Source organism: Baekduia alba (assembly GCF_028416635.1).
GTDB classification, from domain to species: domain Bacteria; phylum Actinomycetota; class Thermoleophilia; order Solirubrobacterales; family Solirubrobacteraceae; genus Baekduia; species Baekduia alba.
Genome location: NZ_CP114013.1, coordinates 874,625 through 890,433 on the forward strand (window position 1 = coordinate 874,625; position 15,809 = coordinate 890,433).

The 15,809-nt window shown below is 73.3% G+C and carries 16 protein-coding genes, 1 tRNA gene and 1 pseudogene; 12 read left to right on the top strand and 6 right to left on the bottom strand.

Annotation, left to right across the window (positions count from 1 at the left end; translation table 11 throughout):
• Window positions 1-191: 191 nt before the first annotated feature.
• Window positions 192-974 (bottom strand): SDR family NAD(P)-dependent oxidoreductase, encoded by a 783-nt coding sequence (locus tag DSM104299_RS04240; RefSeq protein ID WP_272476046.1) that lies wholly within the window; start codon window positions 972-974, stop codon window positions 192-194.
• Between the two features lie 108 nt (window positions 975-1,082).
• On the opposite strand from DSM104299_RS04240, the gene DSM104299_RS04245 reads away from it, so the two are divergent.
• The 8 genes from DSM104299_RS04245 to DSM104299_RS04280 all read left to right on the top strand — a co-directional run bounded on the left by DSM104299_RS04245 (window position 1,083) and on the right by DSM104299_RS04280 (window position 6,568).
• The gene (locus DSM104299_RS04245; protein ID WP_272476047.1) at window positions 1,083-2,231 is read left to right on the top strand and encodes an SDR family oxidoreductase; all 1,149 of its coding nucleotides are present in this window, start codon (window positions 1,083-1,085) and stop codon (window positions 2,229-2,231) included.
• Entirely contained in the window at window positions 2,228-3,418 is a 1,191-nt protein-coding gene (locus DSM104299_RS04250) for an esterase/lipase family protein (RefSeq protein WP_272476048.1), read from the top strand. Before DSM104299_RS04245 ends, DSM104299_RS04250 begins: the two co-directional genes overlap by 4 nt.
• 63 nt (window positions 3,419-3,481) lie before the next feature.
• The gene (locus tag DSM104299_RS04255; RefSeq protein ID WP_272476049.1) at window positions 3,482-3,790 is read left to right on the top strand and encodes an STAS domain-containing protein; all 309 of its coding nucleotides are present in this window, start codon (window positions 3,482-3,484) and stop codon (window positions 3,788-3,790) included.
• Window positions 3,791-3,832: 42 nt separating this feature from the next.
• Window positions 3,833-5,059: an aminopeptidase gene (locus DSM104299_RS04260; RefSeq protein WP_272476050.1), complete on the top strand. Its 1,227-nt coding sequence runs from the start codon at window positions 3,833-3,835 to the stop codon at window positions 5,057-5,059.
• 47 nt (window positions 5,060-5,106) lie between these two features.
• A tRNA-Ser gene (locus DSM104299_RS04265) sits at window positions 5,107-5,195 on the top strand.
• Between the two features lie 48 nt (window positions 5,196-5,243).
• Window positions 5,244-5,642, top strand: a complete 399-nt coding sequence (locus DSM104299_RS04270; RefSeq protein ID WP_272476051.1) for a VOC family protein — start codon at window positions 5,244-5,246, stop codon at window positions 5,640-5,642.
• 107 nt (window positions 5,643-5,749) lie between these two features.
• Window positions 5,750-5,899 carry a hypothetical protein gene (locus tag DSM104299_RS04275; RefSeq protein WP_272476052.1) on the top strand — a complete coding sequence of 50 codons (150 nt, stop codon included), beginning with the start codon at window positions 5,750-5,752 and terminating at the stop codon, window positions 5,897-5,899.
• 102 nt (window positions 5,900-6,001) lie between these two features.
• Complete coding sequence (locus DSM104299_RS04280; protein ID WP_272476053.1) at window positions 6,002-6,568, top strand: hypothetical protein; 567 nt, start codon at window positions 6,002-6,004, stop codon at window positions 6,566-6,568.
• 15 nt (window positions 6,569-6,583) lie between these two features.
• Here the strand turns inward: DSM104299_RS04280 and DSM104299_RS04285 are convergent, their stop codons facing one another.
• Window positions 6,584-6,883 (bottom strand): DUF6812 domain-containing protein, encoded by a 300-nt coding sequence (locus tag DSM104299_RS04285; RefSeq protein ID WP_349294522.1) that lies wholly within the window; start codon window positions 6,881-6,883, stop codon window positions 6,584-6,586.
• An 83-nt stretch (window positions 6,884-6,966) separates the two neighbouring features.
• On the opposite strand from DSM104299_RS04285, the gene DSM104299_RS04290 reads away from it, so the two are divergent.
• The 4 genes and pseudogenes from DSM104299_RS04290 (at window position 6,967) to DSM104299_RS04305 (ending at window position 11,380) form a co-directional block, all read left to right on the top strand.
• A complete protein-coding gene (locus DSM104299_RS04290) occupies window positions 6,967-7,566 on the top strand; it encodes a J domain-containing protein (RefSeq protein WP_272476055.1) in 600 nt (199 codons plus the stop codon).
• A gap of 18 nt (window positions 7,567-7,584) precedes the next feature.
• Window positions 7,585-7,758 (top strand): CsbD family protein, encoded by a 174-nt coding sequence (locus tag DSM104299_RS04295; protein WP_272476056.1) that lies wholly within the window; start codon window positions 7,585-7,587, stop codon window positions 7,756-7,758.
• Between the two features lie 122 nt (window positions 7,759-7,880).
• Window positions 7,881-8,180: pseudogene (locus DSM104299_RS04300) on the top strand (HU family DNA-binding protein); the annotation flags it as partial.
• 263 nt (window positions 8,181-8,443) lie between these two features.
• Entirely contained in the window at window positions 8,444-11,380 is a 2,937-nt protein-coding gene (locus tag DSM104299_RS04305; RefSeq protein ID WP_272476057.1) for a hypothetical protein, read from the top strand.
• Window positions 11,381-11,404: 24 nt separating this feature from the next.
• Here the strand turns inward: DSM104299_RS04305 and DSM104299_RS04310 are convergent, their stop codons facing one another.
• The 4 genes from DSM104299_RS04310 to DSM104299_RS04325 form a co-directional block, all read right to left on the bottom strand.
• Window positions 11,405-11,923, bottom strand: a complete 519-nt coding sequence (locus DSM104299_RS04310; RefSeq protein WP_272476058.1) for an SIMPL domain-containing protein — start codon at window positions 11,921-11,923, stop codon at window positions 11,405-11,407.
• 100 nt (window positions 11,924-12,023) lie between these two features.
• Window positions 12,024-13,802 (bottom strand): NHL repeat-containing protein, encoded by a 1,779-nt coding sequence (locus DSM104299_RS04315; protein WP_272476059.1) that lies wholly within the window; start codon window positions 13,800-13,802, stop codon window positions 12,024-12,026.
• A gap of 61 nt (window positions 13,803-13,863) precedes the next feature.
• Window positions 13,864-14,535, bottom strand: coding sequence for a response regulator transcription factor (locus tag DSM104299_RS04320; RefSeq protein ID WP_272476060.1), 672 nt, complete (start codon window positions 14,533-14,535; stop codon window positions 13,864-13,866).
• Window positions 14,532-15,665: a sensor histidine kinase gene (locus DSM104299_RS04325; protein ID WP_272476061.1), complete on the bottom strand. Its 1,134-nt coding sequence runs from the start codon at window positions 15,663-15,665 to the stop codon at window positions 14,532-14,534. The genes DSM104299_RS04320 and DSM104299_RS04325 overlap by 4 nt, the downstream gene beginning before the upstream one ends.
• Between the last annotated feature and the right edge of the window lie 144 nt (window positions 15,666-15,809).

Here is a 15,809-nt window from a genome sequence, read left to right on the forward strand (position 1 = left end):
CGAAGCGGCAAGAAGGGACCGGGGCGGGCGCCGCGGCGGTAGTCGCCGCGGCGCGCCCCGGTCGTGTGTCCGTAGGGAGGAGGAGGTTCGCTACGGACGCTGGGCGTTCGGGTCAGGTCCGCCCGGTCATCAGGGAAGCAGCCGGTGGGCGGATCGACGTTGCCATCCTGTCAACGGCGCGTGCCGCTCGGTCAGTCGTCGGCGGTGACCGAGGTCTTCATCGCCGCGCCGGCCTGGCTGCCCAGGACTCTGCGGACGAGGCGTGGTGCGAAGATGCGGGCGCCCGCCGCGACGCCGTAGCCGCGTGGGACGTAGCGCTCGGCCTTGCCGCCGGCCACGTCCATGATCGCGTCGGCGACCTTGTCGGCGGTGGAGACCATCCAGCGCGTCGACGGACTCGCCAGCAGCTCGGTCTGGGGGAACCCCTCGGTGACGACGAAGCCGGGGTTGACCACGCCGACGTGCACGCCGTTGGCCTTCTCCTCCAGATGCAGGGCGTCGCTCCAGCCGATCAGCGCGAACTTCGACGCGCTGTAGCCGCCGCTGCCGGGGCGCGCGACGCGGCCGGCGGTGCTCGCGACGTTGACGATCGCGCTCGGCGCGCTCTCGCGCAGGAGCGGGAGCAGCGCCTCGGTGAGCTGGGCGACGGCGAACAGGTTGAGCTCCAGCGTCCTGCGCAGGTTCGCGGTCCCGACGTCGGCGAACGCGCCGCGCCAGCCGGCGCCCGCGTTGTTGACGAGCAGGTCGAGGCGGCCGAAGCGCTCGCGCACCGCGGCGTCGATGCGGGGACCGGCGCCCGTGTCCGTGAGGTCCTCGGCAAGGACCAGCACATCTCCGCCGAGCGACGCGGCGAGCGCCTCCAGCCGATCGGCGCGCCGCGCGACCAGCACGAGCTTTGCGCCGGGTTCGCGAGCGATGCGGCGGGCGGTGACCTCGCCGATGCCGCTCGAAGCGCCGGTGATGAGGGCGATCATGGGCGAGATCCTATGCCCGTACGGCCGCCCGTTGGTCGACGCGGTCGCTCCGCGTTTCCGACCGGCGGTCCGTGGCGCCGGGCGCGCCGCGCGTCCAGCATGATGGTCATGCTCCCCACGCGCAGCGACGCCGTCTTGCTCACCGGTGTGACCGGGTTCGTCGGGACCGCGGTGGCGCTCCGGATCTTAGAGCGCTCAGATCGGCAGATCGTCGCGCTCGTCCGCGCGGCCGATCGGCGCGAGGCCGCGGAGCGCGTGCGGGGCGCGCTCGCCGAGGTCACGCCGCCCGAGCTCCTGGACGCCTATGCCGCGCGCTGCGCCGCCGTCCCGGCCGACCTGCTCGCGGACGGGCTCGGCCTCCGCCACGGCGACCGCGAGGAGATCGCGCGCCGCTGCGACGAGGTGATCCACTGCGCGGCGTCGGTGTCGTTCGACCTGCCGCTCGACCTCGCGCGCGCCGTGAACGCCGCCGGGGCGGCGCGGATCGCGGAGCTCGCTGCGCGCGTCGCGCAGCGCGGCGAGGGCCTGCGCCGCGTCGTCCACGTCTCGACCGCCTATGTTGCCGGCGACCGCGACGGCACGTTCGGCGAGGACGACGTCACGCGCGACGTCCCGTTCCGCAACACCTACGAGCAGACCAAGCACGAGGCCGAGGAGCTGCTGCGCGCCTGGGAGCCGGCGTTGCCGCTCCAGATCGTCCGGCCGAGCATCGTCGTGGGCGACCGGACCACGGGGTGGACCCGATCGTTCAACGTCCTGTACTGGCCGCTGAAGCAGTTCGCGCGCGGTCGGCTGCCGGTCGTGCCCGCGATCGCCGACGCGCCGGTGGACGTGGTGCCGGTCGACTACGTCGCCGACACCGTCCTGGGCCTGGCCGGCGCACCCGCCGGGACCTACCACGCCGTCGCCGGCGAGCAGGCCGCCACCGTCGCCGAGGTGATCGACCTCGCGGCCGCGCGGTTCGGCGTCCCGGCGCCGGAGATCGTCGACCCGCGCGTGATCGACGAGGCGCTGGCCCGGCCGATGGGGGAGGCGCAGCGGCGCGCGCTCGAGCAGGCGCGGATCTTCTTCCCGTACTTCCGCCTCGGCGTGCGCTTCGACGACCGCTGGGCGCGCGGGATCCTGGCGCCGCGCGGGGTCGCGACCGACCCGCTGCACACGTACTTCGACACGTTGATCGACTTCGCCCAGCGCGCCGCCTGGGGCGGACGCACCGGCTTGACCGTGACATCGAGCGGTGTCACGGTGGCCGCATGACGCAGACGCTCGCGCGCGCACGCGACGGCGCCGACGGCGCCGACGGCAGTGAGCTGGGCGCGCTCGCCGACCTGGCCACCGAAGGGTTCGGCGCCGCGGTCGCGCGCGTCGAGGAGCTGCACACGGCGATCGCCAACCGGTCCTTCGGCCCGGCGGCGGCCGCCTCGGCGCCGTCGCGCGCGGTGCACGACGCGATCGCCGGCGCCGTCTACGCGGGCGTCCGCGGCGCGGGCGCGCTGCTCGGCGGTGGGCTGGCGCGCAGCGTCCGGGCGGCCGGTGGCGGCCCGCGCATCACCGACGACCCGCGCGGCCGGCTCGCGCAGGGCGCGCTGAACGGCCTGTGGGGCGACCGGCTGGAGGCCGGGGCGAGCGCGCTCGCGGTCCCGATGGCCGTCCGCGCCGGCGGGCGCGACGTCGCCTGCGACTCCGAGGCGCTGGCGCGCGCGTTCCCGGCCGATCGCGTCACCGCGCGTCCCGTGGTCTTCGTCCACGGCCTGTGCGAGAGCGACACCGCGTGGGGGATCCGGGCCGAGCGCCATGGCGCCACGACGTACGCGTCGCGGGTGGTGGCGCCGATCGGCCGGACGCCCGTCTTCCTCCGCTACAACTCGGGCCTCGCGATCGCCGAGAACGGCCGGCGGCTCTCCGCGCTGCTGGAGGCGCTCGTCGCCGCGTGGCCGGTCCCGATCGACGACCTCGCGCTGGTCGGCCACTCGATGGGCGGTCTGGTGATCCGCAGCGCGGGCCACGCCGCCGCCGCCGACGGCCACACGTGGCCGGCGCGGGTCGACACCACCATCTCGCTCGGCACGCCGCATCGCGGCGCGCCGCTCGCCCAGGCCGCGCACCTCGCCGCGTCCGCGCTGGACGTCACGCCCGAGAGCCGCCCGTTCGGCGCCGTCCTGCGGGCCAGCAGCGCGGGCATCCAGGACCTGCGCCACGGGCTCGACGTCCCGTTGATCGCGGGTGCCGAGCACCACGCGGTCGCGGCGACGGTCACCGAGGCCGAGGAGCATCCCGTCGGACGCCTGGTCGGCGACCTCCTCGTCCTGACGGCGAGCGCGCACGGCAGCGAGGCGACACGGCGGCACGTGGGCGGTCACGACCACTTCGATCTGCTCAACAGCCCCGCCCTGGACGACCTCCTGCGGGACTGGCTTTCCGCACCGGATGGGTCAGGAAGGTGACCGCCGACGCCAAGCCGGATAGGCTTGCACGACGTGAGCGGCACTGGGCCAGCACCATTCTCCGTGGCGGTCGATGACGGCGACGCTCGTCTCGTCGTGACCGTCCGCGGCGAGCTCGACCTGGCGACCGCGCCGGAGCTCGAGGAGACGCTGATGGCTCCCCTGCGCGACGGCCGCCACACGGTCCTCGACCTGCGCGGGCTCGACTTCATGGACTCGACTGGGGTCCGCGTCATCGTCGCCGCGCACCTCGCGGCCCAGGAGTCGGGCGGTCGCCTGGCGATCGTCCGGACCGACCCCGCGGGGCCTGTCGGACGGGTCCTGGAGATCTCCGGGCTCGACGCCGTCCTCGACCTGGTCGACGAGCCGTAATCCCACTCATCGCGCCGCAACCCCGCCGATAGGGTGGTGAACATGAGCTCCGAGGACAAGCGCGCGGCCTTCGACGATCCCGAGGTCCTGGAACGGTTCGCCGACCTCGTCGTCAAGACGGCGGCCAACCTCCAGCGCGGCCAGCTCCTCGCGATCGGCTCCGAGATCGGCAAGGAGGCCGTGACCCGCGCGGTCGCCGCCGCCGGCTACCGGCACGGCGCGAAGTTCGTCGACGTCGCGTACTTCGACCTGCACGTCAAGCGCGCGCGCCTCCAGTACGCCGACGAGGAGACGCTGGACTACGTCCCGCCCTACCTCGGCGAGCGGATCCTGCAGCTCGGCGAGCTGCACGCCGCGCGCGTCGGGCTGACCGGGCCGGCGCATCCGGGGCTGCTGAGCGACCTGGACCCCAACCGCGTCGGCCGCGACCAGCTGCCGGCGGTGCGGGAGACCGGCAAGGTCGTCAACGAGCGCAAGACCAACTGGACCGCGGTGCCGTGCCCGACGCGGCCGTGGGCGCAGCTCGTCCATCCCGACCTCGACCCCGAGGACGCCTGGATCAAGCTGTGCGACGAGATCCTTCACGTGTGCCGGCTCGACGAGGACGACCCGATCGCGGCATGGGAGGAGCGTGCGACGACGCTCGTCACCGCCGCCGACAAGCTGACGTCGCGCGGGTTCGACGCCCTGCGCTTCGAAGGTCCGGGCACCGACCTGACGGTCGGGCTGAACAAGACCTCCAAGTTCCTCGCGGCGCGCTTCGAGACCGTCGACGGGATCGTGCACCTGCCGAACCTCCCGTCGGAGGAGATCTTCACCTCGCCGGACCCGACCCGCGCCGAGGGCGTCGTGCGCGCGACCAAGCCGCTGGTGCTGGGCGGCTCGATCATCCGCGGGCTCGAGGTCGAGTTCCGCGACGGCCGCGCCGTCCGCATCGACGCCGACGAGAACGCCGAGGTGCTGCGCTCCTACGCAGCGCGCGACGAGAACGCCAACCGGCTCGGCGAGACCGCGCTGGTCGACGGCGACGGTCGCATCGGCAAGCTCGACACGGTGTTCTTCGACACGTTGTTGGATGAGAACGCCGCGTCGCACATCGCGCTGGGGCATGCTTACCAGATGTGCGTCGACGAGTCCGAGTGGGACAAGGTCAACGACTCGACCATCCACGTGGACTTCATGATCGGCTCCAACGACGTCAGCGTCCACGGCCTCGACGCCGCCGGCGCCTCGACGCCCGTGCTCGTCGGCGGCGCCTGGCAGCTCTGAGCGCAGGGCGCGGCGAGCCTCCCGCTCGCTATCCTCGCCCCCTTCCAGGAGAGGTGCCGGAGCGGCTGAACGGGCACGACTGGAAATCGTGTGTGGGCTTTACGGTCCACCGAGGGTTCGAATCCCTCCCTCTCCGCTGAAGTTTCCCCCGATGAGTCGGAGGGCTCCGTAGCGTCCGGAGGTCATGGACATCACCGGAGTCGACTTCATCGCCGTGCCCACGCAGGACTACGAGCGGGCGGCGGTGTTCTATGGCGAGACGTTGGGGCTCGAGTTCCTGAAAGCGTGGGGCAGCTTCCCGGCGGGCGAGTTCCAGGCCGGGAACCTCACGATCGCGGTCATGCAGAGCGAGGCCTTCGGGTTGGAGTTCCGGCAGAGCTCGACGGCGGTCGCGCTGCAGGTGGCCGACGTCGAGGTCGCGCGGGCGGAGCTCGAGGCTCAAGGCGTGACGTTCCGGCCGGTCGAGGAGTCGACGCTGGACTCGGGCGTCTGCCATCAGGCGTTCTTCACCGACCCGGACGGCAACCCGCTGATCCTGCACCACCGCTACGCGCCGAAGGACGCGCGGCCGGCGGTCAGCTAGACCGCCGGCGGGTCGGGCGGATGGCGTGCTTGGGCGGCGCCGGGAAGGCCGGACGCCGCGGGTCGGGCTGCGGCGGGCCGGCCGCCTTGGGCTTGTTGAGGTGCTGCATGCGGGGCTCCTTGCAGTGCTGTGCGATACGGAGCGGTCCGTCCGCGACCAAGGCCATCAAGAAGACGCTAGGGCGCGGGCGCGTCAAGGCGCCGGTCACGCTCACCGCCGGCGCCAAGGCCACGCGCACGACGACGCTCAAGCGCTAGCCCTAGGTCCAGCACGGGTTGCATGGGAGCCCGCGTTCCGGATACGGTCGCCGATCTCGGCACCGCGATGGAGCGCGGGCCCCTGTCCCGAAGGTCCGTCCCATGCTGCCCCACGCTCGCGCGCCCCTGGGCGCCGTCCTGATCGTCGCCGCCCTGGTCGCTGCCGGCTGCGGCTCGTCCTCGTCCGGCAAGGACGACAAGACGTCAACGTCTCCCGCCGCAGCGCAGACCACGACCACGCCGCCCGCCGTCGCGCCTGCCGCCCAGACGGGTCGGCGGCCGACCAAGGCCGCGTACGTCCGCCAGGCCGACAAGGTCTGCCGCGAGGCCCGCGACGTCTCCCACAGCGCCAACGCGGTCGTCCAGAAGGCGTTCGCCGCCAACGACCTCAACAAGGCCGCCGAGGCCATCGACAACTACACGCCGCTGTTCGCGCGCCACGTCGACGAGCTCAAGGCGCTGCGCCAGCCCGCCGGCGGCGGCGAGCTCCTCAGCGGCCTCATCAAGGTGATGGACGGCCAGGTCCAGGCCCTGCGCGACGAGGCGACCGCGCTGCGCCAGCAGGACGACGCGACGCTCCAGCAGATCGGCAAGGCCCAGCAGACCGAGCTGCAGTTCGCCGAGGAGCTCGGCAAGCAGTACGGGTTCCGGGTCTGCGGCCGCGCCTAGCGCGGCCGCTCCGGGCTAGCGCGCGCCGGCCGGCGGCATCGCGGCCGCCGCGGGGTCGAGCTGCCCGTCCTCGGGCAGCTCGGGGATCGCGATGACGACGTGGTGCCGCGACACCGCGAGGAAGTCGTGGTGCGTGCCCGGGCCGTCGTGGCCGACGAGCTCGACGGTCACGTCGGTGAGCGGGATGAAGTCGCGCTCGGACGCGTTGAGGACGTCGGACACGCGGCTGCGGTAGCCGTCGCGGGCGAGCGTCAGGGTTCCGGCGATCCGATGCCGAGGGGTCTCGAAGTACACGCGTTCCTGGCGAGTCTGCATCACGGCTCGGATTATCGGGGATTCCGGCGCCGGAGTTGAGCGGTCCTGCGACCAGCGGACCGACGTTCGCCAGAATGTGGGGCGTGGATCCGCATGCCGTACTCGGGCTGGACCCGGCCGCCTCGCCCGAGGAGGTGCACCGCGCCTACCGGGACCTGGCCAAGCGCTTCCACCCCGACCGCGCGGGCGACGGCGAGATGATGATCTCGATCAACGCCGCCTACGACCTGCTGCGCGACCGCCTGGAGGAGGGCTACGCCGAGGGCCCGCCGCGCGCGACCACGCCGGCGGCGGCTCCCGGGTCCGCCGTCAAGATCGCCGGGGCGTGGCTGGCGCCCACCGTCCGCCGCGTCCTGGCGCGCGAGCTGCTCGCCGCGCTGGAGCCCGACGAGCAGGTCGACGAGGTGCTGCTGACCTCCACCGGCGACAGCCACGACGTCCAGCTCGCGCTCACCGACCGACGCCTGCTGTGGCTGCGCGACGACGCGATCATGGGCCGCGTGCGCTCGCTGCGCTACCGCGACCTCGTGGCCGTCGAGCAGCGCGCCGGCGGGCGCTTCCGCCGTGGCGCCCAATTGCGCGTGCGTTCCGCCGGCAGCGGGCGCTGGCTGCGGTTCTTCGACCTGCGCCCGGAGGTCCTGGCGCGCGTCGCCGCCCGCATCTCCGCGCGTGCGCCCTCGTGAACCGGGTACGTCGAAGGCATGAGCGACGGAACGACAGACGATCTCAAGGGCCGTGCCAAGGAGGCCGCCGGTGACCTCACCGACGACAAGAGCCTCAAGAACGAAGGCAAGGTCGACCGCGCCAGCGGCTCGGTCAAGGACAAGGTCGGCGACGCCGCCGACAAGGTGAAGGACGTGCTCCGAAAGGATTGAACCCGGTGAGTCGGGACCGATCGCGGACCGATTCGGCGCGTTCGCACGGTGTTCGGGCGCCTACCGCCCAACATGCCGTACGGCGCCTGGTCTAGGCTGCGCCCTCTGTTTGCCGTCGATTCAGGAGCAACCGCATGAACAAGACCGAGCTCGTCGAGGCCATCGCCAAGGACAGCGGTCTCACCAACGCCGACGCGCGCAAGGCCGTCGAGTCGTTCATCTCCACCGTGGAGAAGACCCTCAAGAAGGGCGATGACATCGCTCTGACCGGTTTCGGCAAGTTCTCCGTGGCCAAGCGCAGCGCTCGTACGGGTCGTAACCCGCAGACGGGCGAGACCGTGAAGATCAAGGCGTCGAAGGCGCCGAAGTTCACGGCCGGCGCCGGCCTCAAGACCGCCGTCAACGGCGCGCGCAAGAAGTAGCGCGCCGTCTCGGCATCAGCTTGTCCCGGAGGCCCCGCCACGCTGGCGGGGCCTCCGTCGTTTAAAGATTCGCCCCCGCAGGTTCCAACTTCCCCTTTTCCTGGGTATGCCTTAGCTTGTGCCTGGCCGCTCGCGTTCATTCGTGCGGCCCGAAGTGTTCAGGGGAACCGGGGGAGAAGGAATCGATGGGTCGATGGATCGTGGCCGCGCTTGCGGCCTGTTGTTGCTCGCTGGCACTCGTCGGCAGCGCGAGCGCTGCTGCCGTGCCGGTCTCGAACGTCGTCGCCCAGCCGCTGGCTCCGGGCTCTGACGCGAACACGTGCCCCGGGCTGGCGGCGACCGCCAAGCCCTCGAGCGACGCCGCCGCGGCGGCGACGCACCGCGACTTCTGCATCGCGTTCCAGACCGACACCGGCGCGGATGACCTCAAGTCGCTGAAGCTCGAGCTCCCGGCCGGCGTCGTCGGCGACCCGACCGCGACGCCCACGTGCGACCAGGCGACGTTCACCGACGGCGGCGGCGACTGCGACGGCACCAACCAGGTGGGCACCGTGAGCTCGCGCGTGGACACCGGCTTCCCGCTCGGCGTCCAGACCATCACGGGCGAGGTCTACAACTTGAAGGCGAGCGCGACGCAACCGGCGGTGCTCGGCATCGCGCTCGACGCCGGCATCGGCTCGCTCACGCCGGTGTACGTCCGGTCGGCCGTCCGCGTCCGCGTCGCCGACGCGGGCCTCGACTCGGTGACCATCGACGACGTGCCGAACGCGATCTCGATCCTCGGCGTGCCGGTCAACATCAGCGTGCAGAGCATGGCGCTGACGCTCTGGGGCACCAAGACCGACCACCCGTCGCTGGGCAAGCCCTTCGTCTCGCTGCCGACGCAGTGCGCCGACGCGGAGACGACGGCGCTGGCCGTCACGTCCTACGGCGGGCAGGTCACGAGCGGCAGCGCGTCGTTCACCCCGACGCAGTGCGACAAGGTCCCGTTCACCCCGTCGCTTCAGGTCGGCCCGGCCACCGCGCCCGCCGACGCGCCCGGCGAGGCGTCGGCCAAGCTGATCATCCCGACGACGGACATCGGCACCGGCGACAACGCGCGCCGCCAGGCCTATCTGCGCAACGTCGACCTCAAGCTGCCGGCCGGCCTGGCGCTCAACCCGCCGCTGGCCAACGGCCTCGAGCCGTGCACCCCGGAGCAGTTCGGCTTCGGCGTCGACGCCCCGCCGCAGTGCCCGGCGTCGTCGGAGATGGGGCGCGTCGAGTTCGTCACGCCGCTGTTCCCGGGCCAGACGCTGGCCGGCAAGGTGTACTTCGGCACGCCGCGGCCGGGCGTCCCGCTCGTGAACTTCATCTCGGTCGAGGACCCGCGCCTGCGCCTGAAGCTCGGCGGGTTCGCGACCATCGACCCGAACACCACCGCGATCACCGCGCACTTCACCGACCAGCCGCAGGTGCCGTTCGAGTCCTTCAACTTCATCTACACCGACCCGGGCAACGGGCGCGCGACGCTGACGTCGCCCACGGCGTGCGGCGACTACAGCGTGACCGCCGACATGAGCCCGTGGAACGGTGGCGCCGTCGCCTCGCCGACCAACTCCTTCAAGGTGGTCGACTGCGGACCGCCGACGTTCGCGCCGACCCTCGGCGTGTCGCTGCCCAGCGCGCAGGCCGGCGGGCCCGCGGCGCTGACCGTCCGCATCGGGCGGCCCGACAAGAACCTGCGCCTCCAGGACGCCAAGGTCTCGCTGCCGCCCGGCCTCACCGGCCGGCTGCCCGCGGTCCCGGCGTGCGACGTCGACGCGGCGCGCGCCAACCAGTGCTCCGACGCCTCGCTCGTCGGCTCCGCGCAGATCGCGGTCGGCACCGGCCCGGCGCCGCTGTCGCTGCCGGGCAAGGTGTACCTGACCAAGGGCTTCGGCGGCGGCATCGCCGGCCTCGCGGTGTCGGTCAACACGAAGGTCCCGGCGCTCGACCTCGGCACCGTCGTCGTCATGAACAAGCTCGTGCTGCGGCCCGACACCGGGATCGACGTCCAGACCGAGGCGCTGCCGCAGACGCTGCAGGGGATCCCGACGGTCTACCGCTCGATCGACCTGACGATCGACCGCAAGGGCTTCATGCAGAACGCGACGACGTGCGCCGCGCAGCAGATCAACGGCGCGTTCACCGCCGTCGGCGGGGCGCAGGCGACGGCGAGCGCGGCCTACCAGGCCAGCGGCTGCGACAAGCTGCCGTTCGCGCCGAAGCTGAGCGCGACGGTCGGCGCGACCAACCAGGTCGCGGCCAACTCGCATCCGCCGCTGAACGTGACGATCGCCCAGGGCGACGGCCAGGCGGCGCAGAAGCGCACGGTCGTCTCGCTGCCCGCCGGCATCGGCGTCGACCTCAAGAACCTGTCGTCGGTCTGCACCGACGCGCAGCTCAACGCGGGCGCGTGCCCGGCCGGGTCGAAGATCGGCACCGTGACCGCGCGGACCCCGCTGCTGCCCGCGCCGCTCAGCGGCGGCGTCTATCTGACCCAGGGCGCCAAGCTCGGCGCGCTGCCGGGCCTCGCGCTCGACCTCGGGATCATCCGCCTGAAGGGCACGGTCGCGCTCGGCCAGCGCCTGGTGACGACGTTCGACAACATCCCGGACGTCCCGCTGACCAAGTTGGTGCTGAGCCTGACCGGCGGCGCGAAGGCCGCGCTGAAGACGAGCAAGAGCCTCTGCGACCAGGTCCCGACCGTCCTCGCCGAGTACACCGGCCAGAACGGCGCGACGGGCAAGCAGACGGCCAACGCCACGGTGATCGGCTGCGGCTCCGGCCTGAAGGCCAAGGGCAAGCTGGCAGGCCTCGCCAAGAAGCGCCCGTCGCTGAGCCTGACCGTGACGTCGACCAAGACGCTCAAGGGCGTGCGCGTCAAGCTGCCGAGCACGCTGAAGCTCGCGTCCACGCGCAGCCTCGGCAAGTCCAGCCGGGTGACGCTCGGCGGCAAGCGCTACAAGAAGACGAAGGTGAAGTGGTCGTCGGGCAAGGTCTCCTTCACCGGGGCCAAGGGCGCGAAGACCAGGAAGCTGACGCTCACGCTGCCGCGCGGCGTGCTCAAGCTCAAGCACGCGATCAAGGTCCACTCCAAGCAGACCTTCACCGTCTACGGCCTGACGACCGCCGGCAAGCTCATCAGCGTGAAGGTGAAGCTGACCGCCGGGAGGTAGCCCGGCGGTCGCCGCGGCCGGCCGCTAGCCCAGCGCGAACGTGAGCTGCACGGCGCGCTGGACCACGGTCGGCACGCGGCACACGCGGGTGGTGCGGACCTTGCCGTAGTGCCGCTTGCCGTCCTTGCCGATGGTCGACGGGCGCGTCCGGAGGCTGCCGCAGAACCTGCCCGGCCCGAACGAGCCGGTGCTCGGGTAGACCGGGCCGTAGAAGACGCCGCCGCTGTAGGGCGAGGCGTTGTTGGACAGCGAGACCAGCGGGCCGAGCGTGACGCCCGCGGCGGTCGCGAGCTGCGTGGCCTGGGTGCGCGCGTCGGTGATCGCGGCCGGCAGCGCCTTGGCGTTGGCGGCCTTGACGGCGGCGACGATCGACGCGTTGTCCTTGGCGTCCTTGGGCGTCACCTTGATCGTCCCGGTGCCGACGGCGACGAGCGTGCGCTGCGGGACGGCGTCCTGGGCATTGGCGACGGCGGCCAGGCAGCCGGCGAGGAAGGCGCAGACCGCGACGACGGCGACGGCGCGGAACGCGAAGGGGGTGGGCACAGCGGGTCCTTTCCCGAAACGATGGTCACCCCTAAGTGGCGCGAGGACGCCAAGTTGTGACCACCGTTCGGGAAATCTCATGCGCGCGCCCATGGCGCGCCTACAGCCTCGGGACGCCGCCCGACGTCTTGGGCACGCACGTGTGGTACGTCCGCGAGCCCTTCAGCGGGGCCTTGCCGCCCGCGAGGGTGACGACGATCGAGACGGTGGCCTTGCCCTTGGGCAGGCCGCGCAGGTCGATGGCGGCGCGCAGGCGGGAGCCCTTGACGACCTTGACCTGCTTGCCGTTGACCTTGACGGTCGCCTTGGTGGCCGTGTCGCCGCGCGGGATCCGCAGGCGGATCTTGAACGAGCGGCGGCTGACGCACGACTTGGCGACCGGGAGCGGGTTGGTGCTCTGGGCGGCGACGGGCTGGGCGGCGGCCGGAGCGGCCGCGGCGGTCGTCGTCGTGGTCGCGGTGGTCTGCGTCGTCGTCGTGGTGTCGGTCGTGGTGGTGGTGGTCGGCGTCGTGTCGGTCGTGGTGGCCGGGGTCGTGCCGGTCGTGCCGGTCGTCGTCACCGGCGGGGCGATCTGCAGACGGGTCACGAACGCCTGCTGCTCGCCCGGTTCGAGCGCGCGCTGCGCGGCCGAGCGCCCGACCGTCTCGCTGTACTGACGGACGGCGTCGCCCGCGACGACCGGCTTGCTGTCGGCCTGGAGCGCCACCGCGCCGGCCCACATGCTCGTGGCGCCGTCGGTCAGCGGCAGCGTCGTGCGCCCGCCGTCGCCGAACGTCGTGTCCAGCGTGCCGTCGGCGTTCAGGCGCGCGATCACGGCCCGGCTGTCGAGGGTGGTCGCGACCACGACGAGCTTGCCGCCGGCGGCGCCGGTCACGCGCTCGGCGTTGGCGTGCGGGTCGCCGAGGAAGTTGCCGTCGACCGTGCCGTCCCCGCCGTAGCTCGTGTCCGGCTGGCCCGCGGCCGTGAAGTGCACGATGATGCCGTTGGCCGGGTCGAGGCCGTAGACGCTGCCGTCCGGCGCGAGCGTGCCGCTCAGGCGGTAGACGCCGCTCGGGGCCGGGAACGTCCCGCCGTAGGTGCCGTCGACCGTGCCGTCGGCGAGGTAGCGGCGCAGGACGAAGTGGCTGTGGTCCCGGGCGAGGCCGGCGATCACGACGCTGCCCGCCGGGCCGCCGTCCTGGTGGCCGGCCGCGAACGCGACGCCGTCGGCGTCGGCGTCCTCGGCCTGGGCGACGACCGCGCCGTCGGCGTCCAGCGTGACCCGGGCGAAGTGGCTGCTCTCGTCGTCGCCGGTCGAGCCGAGGACCGTCGCGCCGTCGGGCCCGCCGACGATCGCGCTGATCACGGAGTCGACCGGATCGCCGCTGAGGTCGACGCGGCTCTGCCCGACGCGCGTGCCGTCGGCGTCGTAGCGCACGACGGTGAAGTCGCCCGCGGCGCTGTCGTCGCCGGTGCCGAACGCCTTGGCGCGCGCGACCTGGACGCCGGCGGCGGACACGCCGACGAGGACGTCGCCGTCGGCCGCGAAGCCGAGCGCCTGCGGCCGCGACGCGAGCCCGAAGACGCCGCCGTCGGTCAGCGCGCCGTCGCTGCCGAAGCCGGTGATCGGGTCGCCCGCGGCGCTCAGGTGCGCGAGCGCGATCCCGGTGGGGCCCTGCTCGCACCCGCAGCCGGCGACGTAGACCGTGCCGTCCGGCGCGACGCCGACCTGGGTGGCGTCGTCGTAGGAGGAGCCGGGGAAGTCGATCAGACGCGTGACGCCGCCGTTGAAGTCGGGGTCCTGGTCCCCGGTGGCGGCGAACGCGACGCCGGCGCCGAGACCGGCGACGGCGAGCATGGAGGCCGCGAGGGCGACCGGACGGCGGCGAGACAGTTGCATAGGCATGGAACTTAACCAGTCGGTGCGGCAAGTACCTGACCGATGGAGTAGTTCGACGCGGTCAGCCCAGGACGCCGAGGCGCTGGGCGCGCTGCACCGCGTCGGCGCGGTTGCGCGCGCCGAGCTTCTTGAACATCGAGCTCGCGTGCTCCTTGACCGTGTTGGGCGAGAGCTTCAGCTCGGCGGCGATCTCGGCGTTCGTGAGTCCGCCGGCGATCTGCTGGAGGACCTGCCGCTCGCGGTTGGTCAGGCGGTGGTGGCCCGGTCGCCCGTCGCCGGTGCTGGCGCGCAGGTTCCCGGCGGCGGCGCCGGCCGCGTCGAAGACGTCCTCGCCCGCGCCGACGCGGCGGATCGCCTCGACGATGTCGGCGGCGCTGCGGTCCTTGGTGACGAACCCGGCGGCGCCGGCGGCGCGCGCGGCGGTCGCGCTGATCCGCCCCGCGCCGGACACGAGCAGGACGCGCGTCGCCGGGTGCGCGGCCCGGACGCGGCGGGCGATGTCGGTGCCGGACTCGTCGCCCACGAACAGGTCCACGAGCGCGACGTGCGGGCCGTAGCGGCGGGCGCGGTCCTCGGCCTCGTCGCCGGTCGTCGCGGGGACGCAGCGCTCGACCCAGTCCTGCTGGACGAGCACGAGGCGCATGCCCCAGTGGACGATGTCGTGGTCGTCGACGACCAGGACGGAGAGGCGGCGCGGCGGCGGCGCGTCGGGATCGAGGGCGGGGATGCTCATGCGGGCGGCAGCGGAAGGACGAGGCGGACGTGCCAGCGGTCGGGCGCCAGGCGGCCGAAGTCGACGGCGGCGCCGAACTCCAGCGCCTCGAACGCCGCGAGGCGCAGGCCGACGCCGGCGCCGGCGGGAGCGCCCGGGCCGACGCCGTCGTTGTCGACGTCGATCGCGAGGGCGTCGGCCGCGCGCTCCACGGTGATCGCGATCCGCGTGGGCCGCGCGTGCTTGCGGGCGTTGCGGACGGCTTCGGCGACGACGGTCTGGGCCAGCGGGTCGAGCGCGGCGGGCAGGCTGACGGCCTCGGGCCAGGCGATGGCGAAGTCGACGTCGGCGTGCTCGGCGGCGAGGCGCGCGAGCTCGTCGCGCAGGGTGGTGTCGACGTCGTGCTGGTCGCGCGCGGCGCCGCCGCCGCGGCCGGGCGGGCGCTGGATCGTCAGCCGCAGCTCCTCGGTCGCGGCCTGGAGCTCGGTGGCGCAGCGCTCGCGCTGGGGCGGCGTGAGGTCCCCAGGTGCGCCGAGCGCGAGCGTCACGCCGAACAGCCGCTGGATCACTCGCTCGTGGACGTCGCGCGCGAGGTCCAGGCGGTCGCCGAGGTTGCGGGCGCGCTCCTGCTGGCGCGTGGCCGCGCGGGCCGAAGCCGCCAACGCGCACACCTTGCCGAGGGTCCAGAGGCCGTCGCGCTCGGCGTCGCTGAGCGGCGGGGCGTCCGGCGGCGCGCCGCGCTCGGCCAGGACGACGCCGTAGTGGCGGCCGCCGGCCGACATGGGGATGCAGGTGATGTCCGACAGCGCGAGGCGGTCGACGTCGTCGCGCGGCAGCTCGGTGGTGACGTCGTCGGCGCCGACCTCGATCACCGCGTCGGTCGCGAGGGCGCGTAGGGCGAGCGGGATCGCCTGGACCGGGCCGTCGGTGGCCAGGAGATGGAGGTCGATCCCGTGGCTGCCGGCCGCCCAGACGCGCCGGCGCACGTCGTCGGAGAGGTAGACGGCGGCGCGCCGCATGGAGCCCAGGCGGCACACGGCCTCCGCGAGCCGGTCGTAGAACGAGGCGCCGGGCGCGGCGATCTCGCCCTCGCCGAGCATCGAGACCAGCAGGTGCAGCGCCGCGAGGGGCGAGGTCGGGGCGTCGGTCATGCGCGAAGGGTCAACGGGCCGGGCGCCAGGGGAAGCACCCGGCCCGCTGGGAGAAGGACCAGCTCGCGTACGCTCGGTCTCTAGCTCTGCGCTTGCGGCCGCCCGCCCCCTGTCCCGAGAGGGCGGAACGACTGGTCGACCAGC

Bases quoted from the DNA above. Each gene is read 5' to 3' on its own strand.
- DSM104299_RS04240 (WP_272476046.1), bottom strand. From the start codon at position 974: ATGATCGCCCTCATCACCGGCGCTTCGAGCGGCATCGGCGAGGTCACC.
- DSM104299_RS04245 (WP_272476047.1), top strand. From the start codon at position 1,083: ATGCTCCCCACGCGCAGCGACGCCGTCTTGCTCACCGGTGTGACCGGG.
- DSM104299_RS04250 (WP_272476048.1), top strand. From the start codon at position 2,228: ATGACGCAGACGCTCGCGCGCGCACGCGACGGCGCCGACGGCGCCGAC.
- DSM104299_RS04260 (WP_272476050.1), top strand. From the start codon at position 3,833: ATGAGCTCCGAGGACAAGCGCGCGGCCTTCGACGATCCCGAGGTCCTG.
- DSM104299_RS04270 (WP_272476051.1), top strand. From the start codon at position 5,244: ATGGACATCACCGGAGTCGACTTCATCGCCGTGCCCACGCAGGACTAC.
- DSM104299_RS04275 (WP_272476052.1), top strand. From the start codon at position 5,750: ATGCGGGGCTCCTTGCAGTGCTGTGCGATACGGAGCGGTCCGTCCGCG.
- DSM104299_RS04280 (WP_272476053.1), top strand. From the start codon at position 6,002: ATGCTGCCCCACGCTCGCGCGCCCCTGGGCGCCGTCCTGATCGTCGCC.
- DSM104299_RS04285 (WP_349294522.1), bottom strand. From the start codon at position 6,883: ATGCAGACTCGCCAGGAACGCGTGTACTTCGAGACCCCTCGGCATCGG.
- DSM104299_RS04295 (WP_272476056.1), top strand. From the start codon at position 7,585: ATGAGCGACGGAACGACAGACGATCTCAAGGGCCGTGCCAAGGAGGCC.
- DSM104299_RS04315 (WP_272476059.1), bottom strand. From the start codon at position 13,802: ATGCAACTGTCTCGCCGCCGTCCGGTCGCCCTCGCGGCCTCCATGCTC.
- DSM104299_RS04320 (WP_272476060.1), bottom strand. From the start codon at position 14,535: ATGAGCATCCCCGCCCTCGATCCCGACGCGCCGCCGCCGCGCCGCCTC.
- DSM104299_RS04325 (WP_272476061.1), bottom strand. From the start codon at position 15,665: ATGACCGACGCCCCGACCTCGCCCCTCGCGGCGCTGCACCTGCTGGTC.